Here is a 22827-nt window from a genome sequence, read left to right as displayed (position 1 = left end):
ATTAGATATCGACTTCTGTCACGGCTACATAACCGCTGGCAGATAGCTCCTCGTTAACACACTGCAAAACGTACTGACGTAGTGCATCGGTTGCAACTTCGTCATCCTGAGCCCATTCAACACACATTTGTGTCAGCTCAGCAACTAGGCTAGCTGGTGCACTTTGTAGTTGCGAGTCATCTGCGGCAACTGAGGTTGAAGTTAAAGTAGCGGCTAAAACGCAGCTCGCCAGGGCTGAAAATAGTTTCATTGATGTTTCCTTTTGTATTTAGTGTAACGTTTCGTCACAGTGAATTTTTAAACTAAAACACAAAAAAAGAACAACGAAATAAATCACTCTTAAAGATAAGTGAATGTGATTAGGGGATTAATTGAATGTTTTTGATTAGGGAACTGTCAACATAACAATGATATACTCGAGCCAATCTGACTTATAGACGACCCGCCCGGGCACTGAAAAGGACGGTATAATGAAAAATAAGAGCGGACGGTTGCGCACACTATTCAGACATAGCTTGGTTGCTGTTGGCCTGCTCAGTGGCACAGTCAGCCATGCTACATCAGCTGATGTAACGAGCCTCACTTCTTGCTATGCTAAAGGGCTTGCCGATCAACTGTTGTGTGGCAGTGTAGAGCAGCCCTTGTCGGCAAGTAGCAGTGAAAAAATCAGCATACATTATGCGGTTATCCCAGCCATCAAACAGGTCCATCCAACAGAAGCCATTTTGGCATTCGCTGGCGGACCGGGACAATCAGCCATTGATGTTGCGGCCGTATTTGCACGTGTCTTGCGTTATGCCCGCGAAGAGCGGGATATCATTTTGGTTGATCAACGCGGAACTGGTAAATCTAGTTTACTTCAGTGTGATATGGACCCTCTTGAGGCGCAGTTTGCCTTTAATGACGATGCGCTGCCCATTTTTGAATACAGTCGCGAAGAGACTCAAAAGTGTAAAACCAAGCTTAATACTGATCTCAGCCACTTTACCACGGCTGCGGCAGTCAAGGATTTTGAAGCGGTTCGCCTGGAGCTGGGATACAAAAAGCTTCATCTCTTTGGGGCGTCTTATGGTACGCGTATCGCACAAGAGTATATGCGTCGCTATCCTGATGCTGTGGCGAGTGCGACACTCGATGGGGTGGTACCTATGCAGCAAAGTCTGATTGCGATAGGCGAGGCCATAGATGATTCGTTACAGGCAATATTCTCAGAATGTACAGATAGTGCTGAATGTAACCGTCAGTATCCACAACTGGCACAACAGTATCAGACGCTGCTTGACACACTGATAGCGCAACCCGTGACGGTACAGGTGCCACACCCCAGAATGCACAACCTCATTACGCTGGTGTTGACACAAAATAAGGTACGTTCAGCCATTCGGATGGCGCTGTATAGTCATACAACACGTGCCTTGGTGCCGCTGGCTATCAGTGAGGCGGTAAAAGGTAACTATTTACCTTTAGTTGGTTTGATGGGCAGTGATTCTACGTTTGGCTCGCTGGCGATGGGGATGCACAGTGCAATTGTATGCGGCGAAGATTGGCCCGCACTTACTTCGCAATCCCGCTCCCGTTTTTCCCGCAGCTACTTTGGACGCCTGATGATGGAATCTCTCGATGCCAGTTGTCCGATATGGCAGGTCAGCGCGGTCACAAAAGATTTTTATCAGCCGCTTAATACAGATATTCCAACCTTGCTGTTGTCTGGCGGACTCGATCCTGCAACGCCTCCAAGCTGGGCCGAGCTGGCCATGGTTAATATGACTAATGCACGCCACCTGATTGCTGATGAAGCAACGCATGGTGTGGCAGGGCAAAGTTGTGCCGACAAACTCGTAGCTAAATTTATCAATCGGCGTGACCCCGGTGAACTGGATGACAGCTGTTTAAAGAAAGCAGCTGTCAGACGCTATTTTATGAACCCCAATGGCCCCGCAGTGGCAAGCCAGGAGCCGTAACATGATCAAAGTATACAATCTTAAGAAACAAATCGCCTCAGTGAACGCGATGGATGGCCTGAGCTTTAGTGCCGAAAACGGCCATATCACCGGATTGCTGGGTCCAAACGGGGCAGGTAAAACAACCTGTCTGAGAACCGTGTTTGGTTTGCTGCAAGCTGACGACGGGTACGCTGAGATCGATGGAATAAAGGTTCACGAAGATCCGATGGCTGCAAAACAGCAGTTGGGTTTGTTTCCGGACCCATGCGGTCTTTATGAACGCCTGACACCCAGAGAATATATTGAGTTTTATGCGCAGCTGAGTGGCATGACGAAAACCACGTCAAAAGCGGCGACTCAACGCGTTATTGAACAGCTGAAAATGACCGACATTGCCGACAGGCGCTGCCAGGGATTTTCTCAGGGTCAGCGAATGAAAACAGCACTGGCTCAGGCAATCGTGCATCAGCCACGCAACATCATTCTTGATGAGCCTACTCGCGGTCTGGACGTAATGAGTACCCGCGTACTCAGGGAGCTGTTACTGATGCTTAAGGAACAGGGCCATTGTGTGCTGTTTTCAAGCCATGTAATGCAGGAAGTAGCCGCATTGTGCGACCATGTAGTGGTGATGGCTAAAGGTAAAGTGGTTGCTCAGGGCACACCGGACCAGCTTTGTGAGCAGACAGGTAAGGCGAGCCTGGAAGAGGCGTTTATCGTACTGATAGGCAGCGATGAGGGGATTGCGGCATGATGAGACAGGTAAATATTCTCTTCAAAAAAGAGCTGCTAGATGCGTATCGTGACAAACGTTCGGTGATGGCTGGCTTGTATTATGCGTTTGGTGCACCTATCGTAATGTGCCTGCTGTTCTCAATCTTGTTGCAACAAATGGCGTCGCCTGAAGCACTAAAAATTACCATTGAAGGTGCTGATCGTGCTCCGAATCTGGTTCAGTATCTGGATAGCGCTGAAATTAGTCACAGTGACGAGGACGATGTTAAACCCATTCGCCTGCAAATAAGTGAGGACTATCAGCAGGACATGGCTAATGGCCGTAGTGCAACTGTGGTGATTGTTGCTGATAAGTCAGACAGTAAGCTGATCAAATCCGTGCGCAGACTGGAAACCGCGTTATTGAGATATAACAGCGAAGTTGCGGGACTGCGCCTGGTCGCTCGCGGTATCGATCCTGGCCTGATGCGCGCACTGGATGTACAGACACACGACCAGGCTACTCCGGATGCTAAAGGAGGATTGTTTCTTGGCATCGTGACCTTGTCCATCATTATTGCCGTGTTTTACTCCGCAATGAATTTAGGCATAGACACCAGCGCGGGCGAGCGGGAACGTAATTCACTGGCGTTGCTGCTGAGTCATCCGTTAAGCAGTATGCAGATTGTATTGGCTAAAGTTGCCGCGATTGCTGCTTTCTCCATCCTGGGGTTAGCGCTGGTACTGGTGGTGTCTAAGTTCGCATACGCCATGGTGGCCTGGGAGCAGCTGGGCTTTAGCATTACTCTGGATGTTCGTTTTATTCTGGTGAGCTTGATCATCGGAATACCAATTGCTCTCATGTCGGCCAGTATGCTGATTTTTGTTTCCTTCATGGCCAAGTCTTTTAAAGAGGCGCAGTCATACGTCACTATGGTTCTCATGGTTCCGGTTGGTCTGAGCATGATGACCAGTTACGATATCGCGACAGAAACTATCCAGTGGTTGCCGATTGCTGCGCAACAATACGCCATGATTGAGCTTATCAAAGGCAATACGCTGCCATACGCGCCATTGGGCGTGGCGTCGGTTTTTACACTGGCATTGTTTGCGCTGTTTACTTACCTGAGTAGCAGAATGCTGAAAAGTGAAAAAGTGGTGTTTGGTTTATAACTCGCCCGGGCTGTTTGGTAATGATATCAAGCCGGCTAACATTAACCGGCTTGATATATAAGATAAAACGCTGGCAGGCAGACCACTAACCCGACAAAAAATATTTTGAAAAAGCCGTCTCGATTTTCAGTCAGGTGGGCAAGGCCAATGCTGTCTTGATCAGCCTGTTCGAACGGCTTGAAGTATCTGTATATCTTCATGATCAACAAACCAACAATAAACGGCACCACCACGACAGTAACCACCAACAACACTAAATACCAAGCTTCCGGTACTGTATTTCTCATGTTATGTGCACCTTTACTATAAAAAAGGTACGTTAGCAAAGATACACCTCTGTCTCAATCTACTTCAGGTAATAAGCCGTAATGGCAAAAACGGCATTTTTAGACTCTACTGACCAAGGGGGGCAATCAAGCGTCCGCATGCGCAGAGCAAATCAAGTTAAGGAGCAAGCAAATGTCACACGTCACACTAAAAAGAGTCAGGGGTTTAGGGGGAGAAACACTGTCTGAATATCGTACACGCCAGATGGAGGAGCAGCGCTGGAAATTTGTCAGGCAAGGTGTATCTGACGCAGATCTGAATAACAATTTTGAGTTTCTCAATGGGGCGGTACTTAATCGTGAGGCTGATGAGCAACTACTGCAGACGACTACCGGGCTGTTTGGCCCAATTCGTACTGGTACCATTGTGCATTTAGACCCAAATGCCGATAACCTGGTGGTACCCAGTGAGCGGGCACCATTGAATCCTGACGGCGACTTGATCACCCGACTGAACCAATATCATCATGACCGCACGGGTAAACCACCTGAGGCTGAAAACGCGCTTGCTGTCAGTGGCTTTTGGACAGCGGCAACTGATGGAGCAGGTATTGCTGGACTGGATGGCGCCTCTAACGTATTCGGCAGTACGGGGCAACTTATTCTCAACCCAACCTGTGCCGGAGAGTTGGTAGAACTCAAGTTTCCACTCTTACAGTTTGGTTCAGCAGAACAGGAGCGCAACACATATCTCGAAACGTTAGCGTATTATGGTGGAACCTTGCTTGAGCCGGGTGAAATGTTTGATTTGGGTTTTACCCAGGATTTATGGGGTATTCAGTACGATCAAAAACTCCCGGAGTACGTCACGGAATATGAATTCAGCCCAATTAAAGGGGGGGGATTGTTTGTCGAACATCACCCTTTTCCACATATCTGGTTACCAGCAACAGGGGTCGATCCCGCGTTCAAAGAGCCGACAGTGTCCAGAATATTACTTGGCCGCCGACTTGATAATACTCGCGAGGATGGATACTACCGTACAGTAACCACGGAGCAGTTCCATTTTACGGTATTTGAAGTACCGAATGATGGCAGTGCATTGGCAATCCGGCCTCAGTGTATTCACAATGATAGTTTTACGAAAGGCGCGCAGACAGTGTTTCTGGGTAATACCGCGGCAAATACTGTTGCGCTGCGCCAAAGTGCGCCGGTAACGCAGATGGTTGTTGGTGATACTCCGGTCGGCAAACTGTCAGACTAGGCATATTTAACTGTCCATGGTCCTTATACTGCGGTGTTCAGCAGAAACGGCTCACATATGCGGGCCGTTTTTCACTGGAGCTTGCATTGGACTGTTGCTGAACAGACGCTGGTAACAGCGCCGTGCATATTCGTCTGTCATGCCCGACAGATAGTCTGCCAGTACGCGCATTTGTGCCGTCTCATCCTGTGCCTGCGCGTATTGAGCCTGTGTGGTATGAGGCAGTAAACGCAGGGGATCGCTCTGAAACGCCCCGAACAGGTCAATCAGCATATTTTGACCGCTGAATTCGATTTGCTGCATTTTCGGGTCGCGGATAAGCCTTGCAAAAACAAAGTGCTTGAGCACACCTAAAATGGCCTCAAACTCATCAGACAACTTGACGGTGTGGTGCAGTAACGGGTCGTTGAAATTGCTGTCCTGAATACTGAGTTCACAGTTGACGATAAACAGGTTTACCAGCTCGCCAATTACGTCTTTACGCAGAGACTCATCGTGCGAGAACAAGCGTTCACTGATACTATCAAGGTGTTTGTCCAGCCAAGGAGAGGAGATTTTTCGCAATTCGGGAGGGCATAACGCTGCCATTCTCGTTCACTCAGAGTCTCCGTGGCAATGGCATCTTCCAGGTCGTGTACGGCATAGGCAAAGTCATCTGCATATTCCATGATGGCACTGTCCAGTGACTTGAAGCGGGTTTTCGCTTTAAATTCGTTGACTGGTACATGGCTTTGCAGCAAGTTCTTGTCATCCTGGTTAAACGGCGCCAGGACCCAGTCCAGGACATCTTTGTCACAATGATAGATCCCTTTGGCAGGCAGCCATTGCTGGGTGTAAATAAAGCGCTGATTGGGGTCGGTGTGTGGAATGGCCAGCATTAACTCATCGATGATTGCCGGGTACTTAATAAAGCCGAGTAAAGTTCGGCGAGTGAGGTTCATACCGTACCCTTTGGAGTAGGGTTCCAATTTGGTAACTATCCGCAGTGTTTGTGCGTTGCCCTCAAAGCCGCCATGATCGCGTAGTAAGTAGTTGAGGGCGATTTCGCCGCCATGACCAAAGGGAGGATGACCAATATCATGTGCCAGACAAATGGTTTCCATCAGACTTGAAGACGGAAACCAGGCAAAGTCAGGATGTTGCGCTTTAAGGTGTCGCAGTAAACCAGTTCCTATTTGTGATACTTCAAGTGAGTGCGTTAAGCGAGTGCGGTAGAAATCGTTGACGCCTATACTCATGATCTGTGTTTTTGACTGCAGGCGTCGAAAAGCCGCGGCATGAATGATCCTGGAACGGTCAATTTGCCAGGCTGAGCGATTGTCGTTAGGGCGGTACTTATTTTGGTCCAGCTGTCGTTGCTGCCATGGTGACTGGCTCATAGGTGTCCTTCAATTACGCTAAGCTATACTCAGTATATCTTTGCTGTGTCTGGGGATAAACGAAAAAACCAAATTAAAGTTCTGAACGAAATTGGAATGAGGAAAGCCCCATCGTTACGATGAAATGCAGAAATTCGCGTTTAGTGGTAAGTTTTGTTATCATTATCCGCTAATTTGAAAATGAAAGAGCAAAGTACAGCAGGGTCATTCTGTTAGGGATTTTCAGAAAACCTGCGTAGTTACGCCAATTTAAGGGTGTTTTCAGCACTTTGATTTGGTAGTTGGTACTAGTGTGAGGAGAATCATGCGTTTACTAGTGAAAGTTATTATTGCCGCGATTTCAATATTCGCGATCCTGTATCCATTTATCGTCAAGCCCCCAGTTTCTCCAGAACCCTCACCCGAGCCAAAAGTCGTTGTGACGAAACCTCAGGTTAAGGAAGTGGAAAAACCTTTACACAAGGTGAAGCTGCCGGAGTTTGGCAAAATACGTGATATTGCAACTAAGAAAAAACGTTTCTTTGATTTTATTAAGCCCCATGTTGAGGCGGAAAACGAGCTGATCTTACAGCAACGTGCCAGTATAGAAATTGCCCTGATGATGCTGCAGTTTGAAGAGCCTCTCAGTGATATTCAGCAACAAAGGATCGAGCAGGTGTTTAAGCTCTACAGGATAGAGGATGACACCATTTCCATTGAGAACCTAAAACGGGCACTGCGTAGGGTAGATATTATCCCTAAAGAATTGGCGTTAATGCAGGCGGCCAATGAGTCGGCCTGGGGCACCTCGCGGTTTGCGCGTATTGGCCTGAACTTTTTTGGTCAGTGGTGCTATCGCAAAGGCTGTGGGGTGATCCCAAAACGCCGTAACGATGAAGCGGTGCATGAAGTAGCAGCCTTCCAGTCGGTGCGGGCGTCGGTCAAATCGTATTTTAGAAACATCAATACACATGATGCGTATAAAGAGCTTAGGGCCAAGCGTGCGCAGTTGCGCGCGCAGAAAAAGCCTATTGAAGCCACGGCGTTGACCGCAGGACTCTTGTCATACTCGGAGCGGGGCGTGCATTATATTGAAGAACTTAACGATATGATCAGACACAACAAGGCTTATTTTGATGAAGAGTAGGATGTTAGCGCTTTTGCTGGGTATGGCAGGGGTTGTAACTGGCGCACAGGCTCAAGAAGAGTTTGTGGTTTCGTACGATGGCTTTTATGACCGTCTTAAGGTAGTTGAAAAGGGTGAGTTTGAATTTGCCCGGGTAAATTTTTATCTGGTAGACATTGCATCACTGGCACCTTGTCAGCTCAAGTCAGGTAAAATTGTCACCGAAACCAGTGAGCAGCCACTCAATTATACCCAAGAGGCTCAGCTGTTACTGCCGTTTAGTGAAAAGCTCGACAAAGACAAAGCTGTGATTGTTGCAAAGCCGCTCAACGCTCAGCATGATTGTCAGATCAAATTTCAGATTGAATCTGAGTACTTTACTACTGCGCACCTGACCAGGCAGCGTTTGTATCAGCTGCATCATGAGTTTGACGAGCTGTTGTCGGATTTGTCCGGCTTCTTTGTCAGCAAACTGATGGGTTTTTTACTGCCACAGCAAAAGGGAGTAAAAGTGACGTTTGCCAGTGAGCCTAATCTGTCATCACCCGGGGTCAGCTGTGATAAGCAGGTCTGTCATTTTGAAGTGATGGATGACTGGGAGAATGATGCCGCACGCTTTAATACGCTGAGTGAAGTCGTCTCGGTGACGCCCTGGATAGAAAAGTAATTAGCTGACCAGTTATCTGATAGGCAGCTTAATCAATAAAAAAAGGCTTCGCATTGCGAAGCCTTTTTTCTCGTTATATTTAACGTAGCGCCTGAATACGTTGCTCCAGTGGGGGGTGAGAAGCGAACATCTCCGACAAACTCTTGCCCGATGCGATACCAAAGGCCATCATAGACCCTTCGAGCTGGGACTCGTGGTTGTGGCGCAGACGTTCCAACGCTGCGCGCATTTTATGTGCGCCTACCAACTCGGCTGCGCCTTTGTCGGCAGCAAACTCACGTTGACGGCTGAAGTAGGCAACAATCACCGAGGCCAGGATGCCAAACAGGATCTGGAAAATCATATCGAAAATGATATAAGTCCAGCTCACACCGTTGTTTTCTTCGTCACCGTTAAGAAAGCCGTCAACCAGATTCGCCAATACTTTAGCGATAAAGATCACAAAGGTATTCACTACGCCCTGAATGAGCGTAAGCGTGACCATATCGCCGTTGGCAACGTGAGAAACCTCGTGTGCCAGCACAGCTTCAGCTTCATCCTGAGTCATATTGTGTAGTAACCCGGTACTGACCGCAACCAGGCTGTTGTTTTTGCTGGGGCCTGTTGCAAAGGCATTGATTTCAGGACTGTCGTAAATGGCCACTTCGGGCATTTCAATACCCACTTGTTTGGCCTGATTAGCAACGGTTTGTACCAGCCAGTGCTCACTTTCATTGCGGGGTTGCTCAATGACATAGGCCCCGGTAGATTTCTTAGCGATCCATTTCGACATAAACAGCGAAATAAACGCACCACCAAAGCCGAACACTCCGGCAATGAGTAGCATGCCGCCATAACTGCGGTTTGACAGACCCAACACAGACATGACGATTGACAGAACAATCCCCAGCACCAGCATGACTGCCAGGTTGGTGATCAAAAATAGCACGATTCGTTTCATTTTAACCTCAAGCTTATACTCAACTTATTGTTTGCAGCCCACAAACTGGGATCAGCTTGTACAAAGTGGGCTATGTTACTTGCATACGTTTGCCTACACGCGCCAGGTGGGATCCATTTCCTTCAGCAAGGCGTGTTACCATAGGTTTAGTTGCAGTATTTTTAGCTTCCAAAGCACGCTTTGTATATGAAGGTAAATCACCATAATTACAAGTCACAGAGTAAAAAATTAGTGTGACAAAATATGCACAGGGTACCGTGAGTGGGTGCCTTCCTTGCGTTCATCTGCGCAATTACCCACAATAGTAATTATCAGGGTCATATAACGGTCATTATGCAAATAGAACATTTTGAGATCATGCAGTTTTTGTCTGCACATCCCCCATTTAATGATTTACCCGAGCACGCACTTAAGCAGCTTGCTTCTGAGGTTGAGGTTGGCTACTACCGTGCTCGTAGCGAAATACTGCACTACGGGGAGTCAATCTCAAACTTGTATGTGGTACGGGCCGGATCCGTGGAGGTTTACCGCAGAAATGGTGAGCTGTATAACCGAATTTCAGAAGGCGGGCTGTTTGGTCAGCGTGGTCTGTTGATGAACCGCAAGGTGCGCTTTCCGGTAATGGCCCTGGAAGACACCTTAGTGTACTGCATTCCCGTGACCCTGTTTGAAGCATTTTGTGACGAGCATGAGGCATTTGCCGACTTTTTTGAGGCCGACGACAGCGGTGGACTGCTCCAGGCCGTGTCAGATCAGGCAGACAACAACGACCTGACCACGGCCAAAGTCAAAACGTTGTTGCTCAGAGAGCTGGTGTCGGTTGAGCTGACCTGTACCATCCGTGATGCCGCGAGACTGATGACCGAAGAACAAGTTTCAGCCTTGTTGATTTACGATCCGAGTAAACCGGTCAACGATGATCCCGAAGATGATGACGGTCAAATTGTGGGGATCCTGAGCGATAAAGACTTGCGCATTAAAGTCGTGGCGCAAGGTTTAAACACAAATCAACCTGTCGCCAATATCATGACCCGGGAGCTCACCATAGTCGATTCTAATGCGTATGTCTTTGAGGCCATGATGATGATGCTCAGAGACAACCTGCATCATCTGCCTGTGGTTCATAAACGTCGGCCTATCGGTGTGATTGCCTTGTCGGACATCTTACGTTACGAGTCGCAGAGCAGCTTATTGTTTGTCAAAGGGATCATGGAGCAACAAAGTGTGGAGGACGTAGCGCACTATGCTCAGTCGTTGTCGAGTGTGTTTGTGCGTTTGGTTAATGAAGACGCTAATTCACACATGGTGGGCACGGCGATGTCTGTGATTGGCCGCACTATTAAACAGCGGTTACTGGAACTGGCCGAGGACAAATTGGGTGAGCCCCCCGTGCCTTATTGCTTTATTGCATTGGGCTCGATGGCACGGGATGAGCAGCTTATCGTGACCGATCAGGACAATGCGCTGATCCTGGATGATACGTATGAGGCGGATAAACATGACAGCTACTTTGCAGCGCTGGCCAAGTTTGTCTGCGACGCTCTGGCACAATGTGGTTACAAGTTATGTGATGGTGGCATTATGGCAACCAATCCGCAGTGGCGCTTGAGTGCGAGTGACTGGCAGGCTCAGTTTGAAGACTGGATGGATAACCCCAAGCCCGAAGCCCTGCTGCATAGCTCAATCTTTTTTGACCTGGACGGGGTGTATGGTCGCACCCAACTTGCCAGTCGCCTGAGTGAATTGGTGGCAAAAAAAGCAAAGAACACGCCGCGTTTTTTAGCTGCTATGGCCAGCAACTCATTGCGCAGAACACCGCCGCTGGGCTTTTTTAAGGATTTTGTGCTCGAGCAGGATGGTGAACACAAGCACTCGCTGAATATTAAGCGTCGTGGTACCGCGCCGCTGTCCGATTTGGTGCGTGTGCATGCCCTGGCTATCGGCTCGCGTAAGCAAAATTCGTTTGAGCGGCTGGAAGACATAAAAGACGCCCAGTTGTTGCCGCCGGGAAAAGTCGAAGATCTTGAAGCCGCGCTTGAATACATTGCGATGATCCGGATCCGCCACCAGGCACGGCAAATAGAGCAGGGAAAGCAGCCGGATAATAATATTTTACCTAAGCGGCTGTCAGAGTTTGAACAGCGAAACCTGAAAGAAGCATTTGCGGTACTGGACAAAGCGCAGAGCTATCTTAAGATCCGCTACCAGAATAAAGCGATGCTAAAATAATGGCAGTACAAGGTGACATTTTATCCTGGCCAAACCGCTTCGCACATTTGGCCCGCCAGTGTAATGATGAGCGCCTCAGAGCGTTTTACAACGCAGGCGTGCAGGCACCTGAAACACCGGTGTCACAAGCGCACTTTGTGGCACTGGATTTTGAGACCACCGGATTGGATCATGAAACGGATGATATTGTCAGTGTCGGCCTGGTGCCATTCGATGCGCGAAGAATTTATTGTCGTGATGCAAAACACTGGATCATAAAACCTGCTACGCCACTGCATAGTGAATCTGTAGTGGTACATCAAATCACCCACTCGCAGGTCAGTGATGCTCCTGATCTTGAAGACATCCTTGAAGAGCTGCTTGCTTGCCTTGCTGGTAGAGTGATTGTGGTACATTATCGCCATATTGAACGGCTGTTTTTTAATCAGACTTTGATACAACGACTGGGAGAAGGGATAGAGTTTCCATTGATTGACACCATGATGATCGAACACCAGGTTGAAACTGCCCGGCAAACGTTCTGGCAACGCTTCACGCGCCAGCCTATTTCTTCTATTCGTCTGGCTGATAGCCGAAAACGATATGGTTTGCCATATTATATTGCCCACCATGCGCTGAGTGATGCACTGGCGACTGCTGAGCTATTACAGGTTCAGCTGCAACATCATTACACACAAAACACAGAAATAAAATCGCTGTGGGTATAGTTATCCCCCGGGGTTGAGTCTGTGACCACAACAAAGAAAAATGGCATGTTATTAAACATGCCATTTTAGGATGTACTCTGTACAGCTGGTCACTCAACTGTTTACGTGCTGGCTTTTTCTGTACGCAAACCCAGGATAAGACTCAGGCACATCAGCAGGAGTACCACAGTAAATGGCAGACCAGTTGAAATAGCGCCGGCCTGAAGTGCTTGTATTGCTTCTGTACCGCCGATCCATAATAGCGCCGCAGCGATAGCGCCCTCTACCGTGGCCCAGAACACCCGTTGTGGGATAGGGGCATCAATTTTACCGCCGGCCGTAATACTGTCTATCACTAAAGAGCCTGAGTCCGACGAGGTGATAAAGAACACCAGTACCAAAACAATAGCGACAAATGATAACAGATCGCCCAATGGCAGCTGCTCAAACATTTCAAACATGGCCAGCGGCACCTGAGTCAGGCCATTCTCACCGAGTGCCCCAACACCAGCTTTCACCTGGTCAATGGCGATACCGCCGTATACCGACATCCACAAGGTAGTGACTAAAGTGGGGATCAGCAGCACAGCAATGATAAACTCACGAATGGTACGGCCTTCAGAGACTCGGGCAATGAACATACCGACAAACGGTGACCAGGAGATCCACCAGGCCCAGTAAAATACAGTCCAGCCCTGGAACCAGGCTTCATCGTCACGCCCGTGCGGGTTACTCAGTGGAATGATGTTCTCCACATAGGCCATTATGGTGGTGGGAACATTGCCGAGCGCGACCGCAAAGCCGGCCAACATGACAAACAATAGCAAGGCAAAGGCGATCAACATATTGGTGTTACTGAGCACCTTAACACCGCCCTCAATGCCCCGCACCACAGAAATAATGGCCAGCAAAGTAACACCCGCTATCACCATAATCTGCAGCCCGAGACCTGCTTCAATACCAAACACATGTTGGATCCCGGCACTGGCTTGCTGTGCGCCAAGGCCTAGCGAAGTGGCAAGACCAAACAAGGTGGCCAGCACTGCCAGAATATCGATAACGTGCCCGGGCCAGCCCCAGGCTCTGTCACCTAATAGCGGATAGAAAATAGAACGGATAGACAGCGGTAGCCCTTTATTATAAGCAAAGAAAGCCAGAGAGAGCGCGACAACGGCGTAAATCGCCCAGGGGTGCAAGCCCCAATGGTACATAGTGGCGCCCATGGCCATTTCCGCAGCTTCAGGCGTATTGGGTACGACATTCAGCGGGGTTTTGAACCAGCCAGTGTAGTAGGCTACCGGTTCGGCAACGCCCCAAAACATCAGCCCTATACCCATACCTGCGGCGAACAGCATGGCCAGCCAGGAGAGGGTGGTGTACTGAGGTTTGGCCGCGTCGCCACCAAGGCGGATTTTGCCATAGGGAGAGAGCACCAGCGCCAGGCAAAACAGCACAAAGAAGTTACCCGACCACATAAAGACGGCATCGAATGCGCCGATGATTTTCCACTTCAGGCCATCCAGTGTTGCCTTTGCTGACTCTGCATCGCTTACTAAGATTGCAATAAGAAATAATAAGATCAGGCCTGCACTCACGCCAAAAACCGGGTTGTGAACATCAAACCCCCATTTTTGTACGTTGTCCTGGCCCACGGTATAGTCAGTATTATCGATACTATACTTATCGTGATTGTCTGCCATTGTTACCTCATAGTTGAGAAATGAAATGGCAAATTGGTATTACACCCGGCTTTGATGCAAACTGCATGCGATGGGTTTATGTTAGTTACAGCGGTAATGGACCCACTTATGTCAGGCCATTACGATCGTCTCTGTGGTTAAAAGACGTTTCGATGTAATTAAGATAAACCAACCAAAACGGGGTATTTTTACCACCTTGCCGTAAAAGTCTTAGTTTATAAGTGTAAGCGCTAGAATATAAAAGTAAATGAATGGGCTATTAACTGAATAAAATCACACCAGTTAGGAACAAACAGGCAAAAAAAATCCCTCTTGCGAGGGATTTTGGGTAACTCAGCGCCTTTGGCACTGGGAATGAGGTCGGTACATAGTTGGTATTATAGTGTCAGACCGTGCTTGTTTAGCTGGCAAACTGCATTTCAGGAATGTCGCCATTTACAATAAGCTTACCTGCAGTTTTGCTGATAATTTCGTCTACACTAACACCCGGTGCGCGCTCTAGCAAATGGAACGCGCCATCTTTTACTTCAAGCACCGCTAAATCTGTGACGATTTTTTTCACACAGTTCACGCCGGTGAGCGGCAGAGTACAAGACTCCAGTAACTTTGAATCGCCGTGCTTGCTGGCATGGGTCATGGTTACCACGATATTCTGTGCGCCAGCAACCAAGTCCATTGCACCACCCATGCCTTTGATTAACTTCTTCGGGATCATCCACGAGGCAATATTACCGTTTTGATCCACTTCAAATGCACCTAATACCGTCAAGTCTACATGACCACCCCGGATCATGGCAAAGCTTTCGGCACTATTAAAAATAGCCGCACCTGTGGCTGCTGTCACGGTTTCTTTACCCGCATTGATCATATCTGCGTCGACCTGGTCTTCCGTTGGGTATGGACCCATGCCAAGCAGACCGTTTTCGGACTGCAGCATGACTTCGATACCCTGAGGCACGTAGTTGGCGACCAGAGTTGGAATACCGATACCCAGGTTTACGTAATAACCATCCTGAAGTTCTTGCGCCACGCGCATTGCAATTTGTTCACGAGTTAAAGCCATGGTGATCTCCTTACTTACGAGTTGTGACACGTTCGATGCGTTTTTCAAAGTTGCCCTGAATAACGCGATTAACATAGATCCCCGGAGTGTGGATCTCACTTGGCTCCAGTTCGCCTGGCTCTACGATTTCTTCTACCTCAGCAACGGTAATTTTACCTGCCGTTGCAGCCATTGGGTTAAAGTTCATCGCGGTGTGGCGAAATACCAGATTGCCATAGCGGTCAGCTTTCCAGGCTTTAACGATGGCGAATTCGCCAGTAATAGACTCTTCTAGAATGTAAGGGCGACCATCGAATTCTTTGACTTCTTTGCCCTCGGCAATCGGAGTGCCATAGCCGGTCGCGGTATAAAAACCCGGGATACCTGCACCGCCTGCGCGCATTTTCTCTGCCAAAGTACCCTGAGGGGTCAATTCAACGTCGATAATACCGTCTAACAACTGTTGCTCGAACAGGGCATTTTCACCCACGTAAGAAGCAATAATCTTTTTGATTTGACGATCATGGAGCAAAATACCCAGACCAAAGTCGTCGACACCACAGTTGTTCGACACCACAGTCAGCTCTTTGGTTTGTTTGCGCTTGATTTCTGCAATTAACCCTTCTGGAATTCCACATAATCCAAAGCCACCTGCAATAATGGTATCGCCATCTTTCAGGCCCTCCATTGCTGCTTCATAGCTTGAAACTACTTTATCGAAACCGGCCATTAGCCCACTCCTAGTTGTTCGTTGTTGTTCAGTTGTTATGACTGACAGCTGTTTTTCAGCGCCAGAGACACCTTGCTTACTGGTGCCTTATCCAGCGCCTCACAAATCTGCCAGCCCGCTTTTGCAAGCCTTTCTAAATCAATTCCACTATCGATGCCAAGCCCTTGCAGCAAGTAAACAACATCCTCAGTGGCAACATTTCCTGACGCGCCCTTAGCATAGGGACAACCACCCAGTCCGGCAACGGCTGAATCTATGGTGGCAATGCCCATTTCCAGTGCGGTATGTATGTTTGTCAAAGCTTGGCCATAGGTATCATGAAAGTGCACGGCAAGGCGCTCGGCAGGGATATGTGACAGTAATAACGTTAGCAGCTGCCTGACCTGATTGGCTGTGCCCACACCTATGGTATCGCCAAGACTGATCTCGTAGCAGCCCAATGCCAATAATTGTTTACACACCGCCAGAACCTGCTCTGGTTCGACCTCTCCCTGATACGGGCAGCCAACCACACAGCTTACGTAGCCCCTGACTTTGATGTTGTTTTTTTGTGCAAGCTCAACCACCGGGCGGAAGCGTTCAATACTCTCTTCAATGGAGCAGTTGATGTTCTTTTGTGTAAAGGCTTCACTCGCAGCGGTAAAAATCGCAAACTCGTCGACCTCGTTGGTCAGCGCCAGCTCGGCACCTTTGAGGTTTGGCGTAAGAGCGCTGATCTCTACACCATCACGACGCACAAAGCCCTGAATGACGTCACTGGAGTCGGCCATTTGCGGCACCCATTTTGGCGAGACAAATGCCCCGGCCTCAATGTGTTTCAAACCGGCGTCAGCCAGTGCATTGACCAGCGCAATTTTCGCGCCGGTCGATACACTGGACTCATTTTGCAGGCCATCACGTGCACCAACTTCAACTATTTTGACCTGTGCTGGGTAGTTTGCCATTTCAGGCCTCCTCAACAATCGCAAGCATTGCGCCGTGGCTGACTAGCTCGCCTTCGTCGAAACAATAGCTGGTGAGCGTGCCATCAAACGGTGCATTCAGCGTGTATTCCATTTTCATGGCCTCGATGACAACCACAGGATCGCCTTTGTTCAACTGAGCGCCAACGCTTTGCAGGTGTTTCACAACCGTGCCGTTCAGTGGCGCAGCCAATGGTGCTTCCTGATGTTCGTGCTCGCTGACATAGTGCTTAGATTTAAGCGCCACATCAAACTGATAAGGGCCAAACATAACTGTGATTTGCTCTTCGGTGATCACCACATCTGCCAGCAAACGCTTGCCATCCAGGTTGGCGACCAGGCTGTGACCATCCAGACGTACATCCATCGTATGGTCGAGGTCCTGATAAAATACCTGCCACTGATTGCCACTGGCTTCGGCTATCACCAGGTGGTCGGCAAATGGCAGTACCTGACGACGCGGCTGATTGAGCTTAAAGCCCGACAGCTGCCACGGCGAGGTGACTTTCTCTGCCTGCTGATGCGCCAGATAGGCCGCACTGGCCAGACAAACCAACAGATCGTCTGGTGCTTGCGAGGCTGTCAGCGTCTCTGTTTGTGTGTCAATAAAGTGGGTATCGGGTGCTGTGGTACTGAATGCAGGATGGCCTGCCAGATGATGCAAGAAAGCGATATTACTCTTCAGACCAGCCAGATGCACTTCAGCCAGCGCGCTGCGCAATTTTAAGAGTGCAGTACGACGGTCGCGACCGTGCACAATCAGCTTAGCGATCATCGGGTCATAAAACGGGCTAATCTCGTCACCTTGCTGTACGCCAGTGTCAATGCGCACACCGTCTTTCGCTGCGGGGAAACCCAGGTGCGACAAGACGCCCGAGCAGGGCATAAAGTTTTCCTGCGGATCTTCGGCATATATGCGTGCTTCGAAGCTGTGGCCGCTGAGACGGATCTCATCCTGGGTCAGTGGAAGCACTTCATTATTGGCGACGCGAATTTGCCATTCAACTAAGTCCTGATCGGTAACCATTTCTGTCACCGGGTGTTCTACCTGTAAACGCGTGTTCATTTCCATGAAGAAGAACTCGTCACCACACAGCAAGAACTCAACGGTACCGGCACCGCGGTAGTTGATAGCCTGAGCGCAGCGTACGGCGGCTTCACCCATTTCGCGACGCAGCTCTGCACTGAGATCCGGGGCAGGGGCTTCTTCAATGACTTTTTGATGGCGACGCTGTAATGAGCAATCGCGGTCGCCCAGATAAACACAGTTACCATGGCTGTCGGCAAACACTTGTACTTCAACATGGCGCGGCTTATCGACAAAACGCTCCAGCAGCACCAGGTCGTTACCGAAGCTGGCTGCGGCCTCACGCTTAGCGCCTTCAAGGGCGCTGATGAATTCGCTCGCTTCGCGCACTACGCGCATGCCTTTACCGCCACCACCGTAAGCGGCTTTAATCAGTACCGGGTAGCCCACTTTCTCGGCTTCCTGAGCCAGAAAATCAGTATCCTGTTGCTTGCCGTAATAGCCGGGCACTAAAGGCACATTGGCCTCGGCCATGATCTCTTTGGCGCGGGTTTTAGACCCCATGGCTTCAATCGAGCTGGCCAGCGGACCAATAAAGGCAATATTGGCCTGCTCACAGGCGTGGGCAAAGTCTTCGTTTTCGGACAAGAATCCATAGCCCGGATGGATACAATCCGCACCGGCACGCTTAGCAACGTCCAGAATGCGTTCAGCAACCAGGTAGGAATCTTTACTTGGTGCCGGACCTATGTGATAGGCTTCATCCGCCTGTTGTACGTGCATGGCATTGGCGTCAGCATCGGAGTAAACCGCCACAGTGCTCAGGCCCAGGCGCTTGGCGCTGCGCATGACGCGACAGGCGATTTCGCCACGGTTGGCTATCAGAATTTTCTTTAACATAGTGTACTCCTTACTTGCTGGCCGCGTTTTGCCAGCCGGGGGCACGTTTGTCGAAAAAGGCGCTCAGGCCTTCCTGTCCTTCTTCGCTAACGCGGATCTCTGCGATCCGTTTTGCGGTGTGTGCAATCAGTGTGTCATCAATGGCATGGCCAGCCACTTCGTCTATCAGCGCCTTGGCACTTTTGACCGCCACCGGACCATTGTTCAGCAGGGTTTCAATAAAGTGAGATTCGGCACCGGCTAAGTCTTCGGCGATTTCGTGAATAAGGCCCATGCTCAGTGCTTTGTCTGCAGTAAAGATCTCAGCACTGAGGAAATAGCGACGCGCCTGGCGCTCGCCAATGGCGCGGATCACATAGGGGCTGATCACAGCGGGGATAAGCCCCAGCTTGACTTCGCTCAGACAGAATTTGGCATCCGGGGTCGCAACTGCGATGTCACAGCAGGCGATGAGGCCCAGTGCACCACCAAATGCAGCGCCTTGAACCAGACAAACCGTTGGGTGCGGGCTACTTGCCAGCACTTTCATTAGTTTGGCCAGCTCCATAGAATCAGCCACATTTTCGTCGTAGTTATTGCCGGCCATGGATTTCATCCACGCCAGGTCTGCGCCTGCAGAGAAGTGCTTGCCATTGGTTTTTAAAACCAGCGCACGAATGTCCAGCTCGTTTGCGTATTCAATACTTTTTATCAGTTCGGCAATGACTTCTGCATTGAAGGCATTGTGTTTTTCCGGGCGGCTAAGCTCCAAAATGGCGACTTTGCTCTTGGTGATATTTAAGGTTACTGACATCGGGCCTCCTTACATCCGGAAAATGCCGAATTTTGAATCCTGCTCAGGTGCATTGGCAGCCGCTTCAAGCGCCAGGCCAAGCACTGTTCGTGTATCGGCAGGATCGATAATGCCATCGTCCCACAAGCGCGCACTGGCGTAGTAGGGGTGGCCTTGTTTTTCGTATTGCTCGACAATGGGCTTTTTAAACTCAGCCACTTCTTCGTCGCTCATCGACTGGCCTTTACGCGCCAGACCGTCCTGACGAACTTGTGTCAGAACACCGGCAGCCTGCTCGCCACCCATGACCGAGATACGGGCATTGGGCCACATCCACATCATGGTCGGTTCATACGCTCGGCCACACATACCATAGTTACCGGCGCCATAAGAGCCACCGATCAGCACGGTGAATTTCGGCACGTCTGCACAAGACACAGCGGTAACCATTTTTGCGCCGTGTTTGGCAATGCCTTCAGCTTCGTATTTTTGACCTACCATAAAGCCGGTGATGTTCTGCAAGAACAGCAGCGGAATGTTGCGTTGGGCACAGAGCTGAATAAAGTGCGCGCCTTTTTGCGCCGACTCAGAGAATAAAATCCCGTTATTGGCGACGATACCGACCGGATGGCCATAAATTTCTGCAAAGCCGGTAACCAGAGTTTCACCAAAGTAGCGTTTAAACTCGTCAAACTGTGAATCGTCCACGATACGGGCAATGACTTCGCGTACGTCAAACGGCTTTTTCAGGTCCGTCCCGACGATGCCGTAGATCTCACGAATATCGTATCGAGGTGCTTTGAAGTCTTTCAGAACAGGGCGAACAGGGCGTTGGTGGTTGAGGCGGGAAACACATTGACGGGCAATAGACAGCGCATGCTCGTCGTTTTCCGCATAATGATCTGCAACACCCGATACTTTACAGTGTACATCGGCACCACCGAGGTCCTCGGCGCTGACTTCCTCACCGGTTGCTGCTTTTACCAGTGGTGGGCCCGCGAGGAAAATCGTACCTTGTTCTTTCACAATGATACTTTCATCGGCCATCGCTGGCACGTACGCACCACCGGCTGTACATAAACCCATGACCACGGCAATTTGTGGAATGCCTTTGGCAGACATACGCGCCTGATTATAGAAAATTCGGCCAAAGTGCAGTTTATCTGGGAATACTTCATCCTGCTCCGGCAGGTTTGCACCGCCCGAGTCAACTAAATAGATGCAGGGCAGGTGGCAACGTTCAGCAATCTCTTGCGCGCGCAGATGCTTTTTCACTGTTAGCGGGAAATAGGTCCCCCTTTCACTGTGGCGTCGTTCGCTACTATCATGCACTCCACGCCTTTCACCCGGCCAATACCCGCTACCACACCGGCGCAGGGAATATCCTGTTCATACACACCGAAGGCGGCGAACTGAGAGATCTCTAAAAAGGGAGAGCCCTCGTCAAGCAGGTGCTCTATGCGGTCACGGACAAATAACTTGCCGCGACTCTGGTGGCGAGCGATCAGTGCCTCACCGCCGCCCATAGACAATGTAGCGACCTTATCATTAAGGTCGGCAACCAGAGACGCCATAGCGTCCTGATTTGCCTTAAACTGTGGGTCATGACTATTAACATTCGAGTTTAGTACTGTCATGTTGCCTCCTTAGCGGCTTTCGGTGAACAGCTCACGACCGATCAGCATACGGCGGATCTCAGAGGTGCCGGCGCCAATTTCATACAGTTTGGCATCACGCAGCAGACGTCCGGTAGGATATTCATTGATATAACCGTTACCGCCCAGCAACTGGATTGCATCCAATGCCATTTTCGTTGCCAGCTCGGCGGCATACAGAATTGCACCTGCGGCATCTTTACGCGTGGTTTCGCCACGGTCGCAGGCTTTGGCAACGGTATACACATAAGAACGTGCTGCATTCATTTGCGTATACATGTCGGCGATTTTGCCCTGCACAAGTTGGAATTCACCAATAGACTGGTTGAACTGCTTACGTTCGTGGATATAAGGCACGACTACATCCATACAAGCCTGCATGATTCCAAGTGGGCCGCCAGCCAATACCACGCGTTCATAATCCAGACCACTCATCAGGACCTTAACGCCTTCATTATAGTTACCCAGAATATTCTCTTCAGGTACTTCACAGTTTTCAAAAACCAGCTCACAAGTGTTGGAGCCACGCATGCCCAGTTTGTCCAGCTTCTGTGCAGTAGAGAAGCCCGGGAAGTTTTTCTCAACGATGAATGCCGTGATACCACGCGGACCGGCTTCTAAATCGGTTTTTGCGTAGATCACAAAGACATCGGCATCAGGACCATTGGTGATCCACATTTTATTGCCGTTAAGGATAAATTTATCGCCTTTTTTCTCGGCTTTAAGTTTCATAGATACTACATCTGAGCCTGAGTTCGGTTCACTCATTGCCAGTGCGCCAATGTGCTCGCCAGAGACCAGTTTAGGCAGGTACTTTTCTTTTTTGCGCCTGGTTACCGTTACGGTTGATCTGGTTGACACATAAGTTTGAGTGCGCACCGTAACTCAAGCCGATAGAGGCGCTGGCGCGGCTGATCTCTTCCATCGCAATAACATGCTCGAGATAGCCCATGTTTGCACCGCCAAATTCTTCAGGTACTGTGATGCCCAGCAGGCCCATGTCACCAAATTTTGGCCACATTTCATTCGGGAAGGCGTTTTCCTCGTCGGTTTTTTCTGCCAGTGGTGCTATTTCGCTGCTGGCAAAGCTGTTGACGTGGTCACGGATCATGTCCGCGGTTTCGCCCAGGCCAAAGTTAAGTTCTTTATAAAGTGATACTGTGCTCATCTGTAGTTATCCTGTGTGAGAGTTATTCTTGATTAAGCACTCGCCGCGACTCGCTTTAAGTGCTACATTGCTCAATCACTATTCATCTAAATTCTTTAATGTATCCAGACAGCGACGTTCCGCTGTTACCAGCTCCATCAGGACCACTTTAATGTCGTCCATTTGCTGACTCAGATCGGCCTTTTTTTCTTCGATCAGTTGCAGCATAGTATGAAGCTGTTTAGCGCTTGATTTATCGGCGTCGTAAAGCTCGAACAAACGACCGGTTTCTGCCAGGGTGAAGCCTAATCGCTTACCACGCAAAATAAGTTTCAGGCGAACTTTATCGCGCTTAGAATAAATGCGTGTCTGGCCATGGCGTTCAGGTGAAAGTAATCCCTGATCTTCATAAAACCGAATACTTCGGGTGGTAATATCAAACTCCTTGGCGAGTTCGCTGATTGAATAAGTTGGTTCTTTGTTGTCTTGCATCGTTTACGCACTTACATCAAAACTGATTTGTCCA

18 protein-coding genes and 3 pseudogenes are annotated in these 22827 nt (G+C 49.4%); 8 read left to right on the top strand and 13 right to left on the bottom strand.

The annotated features are described in order from the left end of the window. Position 1: 1 nt before the first annotated feature. Complete coding sequence (locus ELR70_RS16405) at positions 2–250, bottom strand: hypothetical protein (protein WP_054016854.1); 249 nt, start codon at positions 248–250, stop codon at positions 2–4. Positions 251–470: 220 nt separating this feature from the next. Between ELR70_RS16405 and ELR70_RS16400 the strand changes: the two genes are divergently transcribed. The 3 genes from ELR70_RS16400 to ELR70_RS16390 are packed head-to-tail and all read left to right on the top strand — an operon-like array spanning position 471 to position 3830. Next, positions 471–1961: an alpha/beta hydrolase gene (locus tag ELR70_RS16400; RefSeq protein ID WP_054016855.1), complete on the top strand. Its 1491-nt coding sequence runs from the start codon at positions 471–473 to the stop codon at positions 1959–1961. A gap of 1 nt (position 1962) precedes the next feature. Further along, positions 1963–2697: an ATP-binding cassette domain-containing protein gene (locus ELR70_RS16395; RefSeq protein WP_054016856.1), complete on the top strand. Its 735-nt coding sequence runs from the start codon at positions 1963–1965 to the stop codon at positions 2695–2697. Beyond that, the gene (locus tag ELR70_RS16390; RefSeq protein ID WP_054016857.1) at positions 2694–3830 is read left to right on the top strand and encodes an ABC transporter permease; all 1137 of its coding nucleotides are present in this window, start codon (positions 2694–2696) and stop codon (positions 3828–3830) included. Before ELR70_RS16395 ends, ELR70_RS16390 begins: the two co-directional genes overlap by 4 nt. Positions 3831–3871: 41 nt before the next feature. On the opposite strand, the gene ELR70_RS16385 is transcribed toward ELR70_RS16390, so the two are convergent. Beyond that, the gene (locus tag ELR70_RS16385; protein ID WP_054016858.1) at positions 3872–4117 is read right to left on the bottom strand and encodes a hypothetical protein; all 246 of its coding nucleotides are present in this window, start codon (positions 4115–4117) and stop codon (positions 3872–3874) included. 172 nt (positions 4118–4289) lie between these two features. On the opposite strand from ELR70_RS16385, the gene ELR70_RS16380 reads away from it, so the two are divergent. Beyond that, positions 4290–5360 carry a hypothetical protein gene (locus ELR70_RS16380; protein ID WP_054016859.1) on the top strand — a complete coding sequence of 357 codons (1071 nt, stop codon included), beginning with the start codon at positions 4290–4292 and terminating at the stop codon, positions 5358–5360. Positions 5361–5411: 51 nt separating this feature from the next. On the opposite strand, the pseudogene ELR70_RS16375 reads toward ELR70_RS16380, so the two are convergent. Next, positions 5412–6739, bottom strand: a pseudogene (locus ELR70_RS16375) (anti-phage deoxyguanosine triphosphatase). Between the two features lie 301 nt (positions 6740–7040). On the opposite strand from ELR70_RS16375, the gene ELR70_RS16370 reads away from it, so the two are divergent. Together ELR70_RS16370 and ELR70_RS16365 are read left to right on the top strand one after the other, a co-directional pair. Next, positions 7041–7865 (top strand): glucosaminidase domain-containing protein, encoded by an 825-nt coding sequence (locus ELR70_RS16370; RefSeq protein WP_054016905.1) that lies wholly within the window; start codon positions 7041–7043, stop codon positions 7863–7865. Position 7866: 1 nt separating this feature from the next. Beyond that, positions 7867–8511, top strand: coding sequence for a DUF2987 domain-containing protein (locus ELR70_RS16365; protein ID WP_235577134.1), 645 nt, complete (start codon positions 7867–7869; stop codon positions 8509–8511). Positions 8512–8590: 79 nt separating this feature from the next. Here the strand turns inward: ELR70_RS16365 and htpX are convergent, their stop codons facing one another. Next, entirely contained in the window at positions 8591–9451 is an 861-nt protein-coding gene (gene htpX, locus ELR70_RS16360) for a protease HtpX (protein ID WP_054016861.1), read from the bottom strand. Positions 9452–9784: 333 nt separating this feature from the next. On the opposite strand from htpX, the gene ELR70_RS16355 reads away from it, so the two are divergent. Both ELR70_RS16355 and ELR70_RS16350 read left to right on the top strand, forming a co-directional pair. After that, positions 9785–11680: a DUF294 nucleotidyltransferase-like domain-containing protein gene (locus tag ELR70_RS16355; protein WP_054016907.1), complete on the top strand. Its 1896-nt coding sequence runs from the start codon at positions 9785–9787 to the stop codon at positions 11678–11680. After that, positions 11680–12387, top strand: a complete 708-nt coding sequence (locus ELR70_RS16350; RefSeq protein ID WP_054016862.1) for a 3'-5' exonuclease — start codon at positions 11680–11682, stop codon at positions 12385–12387. Before ELR70_RS16355 ends, ELR70_RS16350 begins: the two co-directional genes overlap by 1 nt. A gap of 101 nt (positions 12388–12488) precedes the next feature. Here the strand turns inward: ELR70_RS16350 and ELR70_RS16345 are convergent, their stop codons facing one another. The 9 genes and pseudogenes from ELR70_RS16345 to ELR70_RS16305 all read right to left on the bottom strand — a co-directional run bounded on the left by ELR70_RS16345 (position 12489) and on the right by ELR70_RS16305 (position 22793). Then, entirely contained in the window at positions 12489–14066 is a 1578-nt protein-coding gene (locus ELR70_RS16345) for a BCCT family transporter (protein WP_054016863.1), read from the bottom strand. Positions 14067–14466: 400 nt separating this feature from the next. Then, positions 14467–15129 carry a CoA transferase subunit B gene (locus tag ELR70_RS16340; protein WP_010381523.1) on the bottom strand — a complete coding sequence of 221 codons (663 nt, stop codon included), beginning with the start codon at positions 15127–15129 and terminating at the stop codon, positions 14467–14469. A gap of 10 nt (positions 15130–15139) precedes the next feature. Then, positions 15140–15838: a CoA transferase subunit A gene (locus ELR70_RS16335; RefSeq protein WP_054016864.1), complete on the bottom strand. Its 699-nt coding sequence runs from the start codon at positions 15836–15838 to the stop codon at positions 15140–15142. A 35-nt stretch (positions 15839–15873) separates the two neighbouring features. Next, positions 15874–16782, bottom strand: a complete 909-nt coding sequence (locus ELR70_RS16330) for a hydroxymethylglutaryl-CoA lyase (RefSeq protein WP_054016865.1) — start codon at positions 16780–16782, stop codon at positions 15874–15876. 1 nt (position 16783) lies between these two features. After that, complete coding sequence (locus ELR70_RS16325) at positions 16784–18727, bottom strand: acetyl/propionyl/methylcrotonyl-CoA carboxylase subunit alpha (RefSeq protein ID WP_054016866.1); 1944 nt, start codon at positions 18725–18727, stop codon at positions 16784–16786. 10 nt (positions 18728–18737) lie between these two features. Then, positions 18738–19520 carry an enoyl-CoA hydratase/isomerase family protein gene (locus tag ELR70_RS16320; protein WP_054016867.1) on the bottom strand — a complete coding sequence of 261 codons (783 nt, stop codon included), beginning with the start codon at positions 19518–19520 and terminating at the stop codon, positions 18738–18740. A gap of 9 nt (positions 19521–19529) precedes the next feature. Beyond that, positions 19530–21136: pseudogene (locus ELR70_RS16315) on the bottom strand (carboxyl transferase domain-containing protein). Positions 21137–21145: 9 nt separating this feature from the next. After that, positions 21146–22322, bottom strand: a pseudogene (locus ELR70_RS16310) (isovaleryl-CoA dehydrogenase). Positions 22323–22400: 78 nt separating this feature from the next. Beyond that, a complete protein-coding gene (locus tag ELR70_RS16305; protein WP_054016870.1) occupies positions 22401–22793 on the bottom strand; it encodes a MerR family DNA-binding transcriptional regulator in 393 nt (130 codons plus the stop codon). Positions 22794–22827: the final 34 nt, after the last annotated feature.

Source organism: Pseudoalteromonas sp. R3, from assembly GCF_004014715.1.
In the GTDB taxonomy this organism is placed as follows: domain Bacteria; phylum Pseudomonadota; class Gammaproteobacteria; order Enterobacterales; family Alteromonadaceae; genus Pseudoalteromonas.
The sequence above is the reverse complement of the archived record's forward strand: the minus strand, read 5'-3'. Positions and strand labels throughout refer to the sequence as shown.

What these genes read in the sequence shown, in the direction of transcription:
- ELR70_RS16305 (WP_054016870.1), bottom strand. Translation starts at nt 22,793, where the DNA reads ATGCAAGACAACAAAGAACCAACTTATTCAATCAGCGAACTCGCCAAG.
- ELR70_RS16355 (WP_054016907.1), top strand. Translation starts at nt 9,785, where the DNA reads ATGCAAATAGAACATTTTGAGATCATGCAGTTTTTGTCTGCACATCCC.
- ELR70_RS16390 (WP_054016857.1), top strand. Translation starts at nt 2,694, where the DNA reads ATGATGAGACAGGTAAATATTCTCTTCAAAAAAGAGCTGCTAGATGCG.
- ELR70_RS16385 (WP_054016858.1), bottom strand. Translation starts at nt 4,117, where the DNA reads ATGAGAAATACAGTACCGGAAGCTTGGTATTTAGTGTTGTTGGTGGTT.
- htpX (WP_054016861.1), bottom strand. Translation starts at nt 9,451, where the DNA reads ATGAAACGAATCGTGCTATTTTTGATCACCAACCTGGCAGTCATGCTG.
- ELR70_RS16330 (WP_054016865.1), bottom strand. Translation starts at nt 16,782, where the DNA reads ATGGCAAACTACCCAGCACAGGTCAAAATAGTTGAAGTTGGTGCACGT.
- ELR70_RS16400 (WP_054016855.1), top strand. Translation starts at nt 471, where the DNA reads ATGAAAAATAAGAGCGGACGGTTGCGCACACTATTCAGACATAGCTTG.
- ELR70_RS16350 (WP_054016862.1), top strand. Translation starts at nt 11,680, where the DNA reads ATGGCAGTACAAGGTGACATTTTATCCTGGCCAAACCGCTTCGCACAT.
- ELR70_RS16325 (WP_054016866.1), bottom strand. Translation starts at nt 18,727, where the DNA reads ATGTTAAAGAAAATTCTGATAGCCAACCGTGGCGAAATCGCCTGTCGC.
- ELR70_RS16405 (WP_054016854.1), bottom strand. Translation starts at nt 250, where the DNA reads ATGAAACTATTTTCAGCCCTGGCGAGCTGCGTTTTAGCCGCTACTTTA.
- ELR70_RS16345 (WP_054016863.1), bottom strand. Translation starts at nt 14,066, where the DNA reads ATGGCAGACAATCACGATAAGTATAGTATCGATAATACTGACTATACC.
- ELR70_RS16335 (WP_054016864.1), bottom strand. Translation starts at nt 15,838, where the DNA reads ATGGCCGGTTTCGATAAAGTAGTTTCAAGCTATGAAGCAGCAATGGAG.
- ELR70_RS16365 (WP_235577134.1), top strand. Translation starts at nt 7,867, where the DNA reads ATGTTAGCGCTTTTGCTGGGTATGGCAGGGGTTGTAACTGGCGCACAG.
- ELR70_RS16340 (WP_010381523.1), bottom strand. Translation starts at nt 15,129, where the DNA reads ATGGCTTTAACTCGTGAACAAATTGCAATGCGCGTGGCGCAAGAACTT.
- ELR70_RS16320 (WP_054016867.1), bottom strand. Translation starts at nt 19,520, where the DNA reads ATGTCAGTAACCTTAAATATCACCAAGAGCAAAGTCGCCATTTTGGAG.
- ELR70_RS16380 (WP_054016859.1), top strand. Translation starts at nt 4,290, where the DNA reads ATGTCACACGTCACACTAAAAAGAGTCAGGGGTTTAGGGGGAGAAACA.
- ELR70_RS16395 (WP_054016856.1), top strand. Translation starts at nt 1,963, where the DNA reads ATGATCAAAGTATACAATCTTAAGAAACAAATCGCCTCAGTGAACGCG.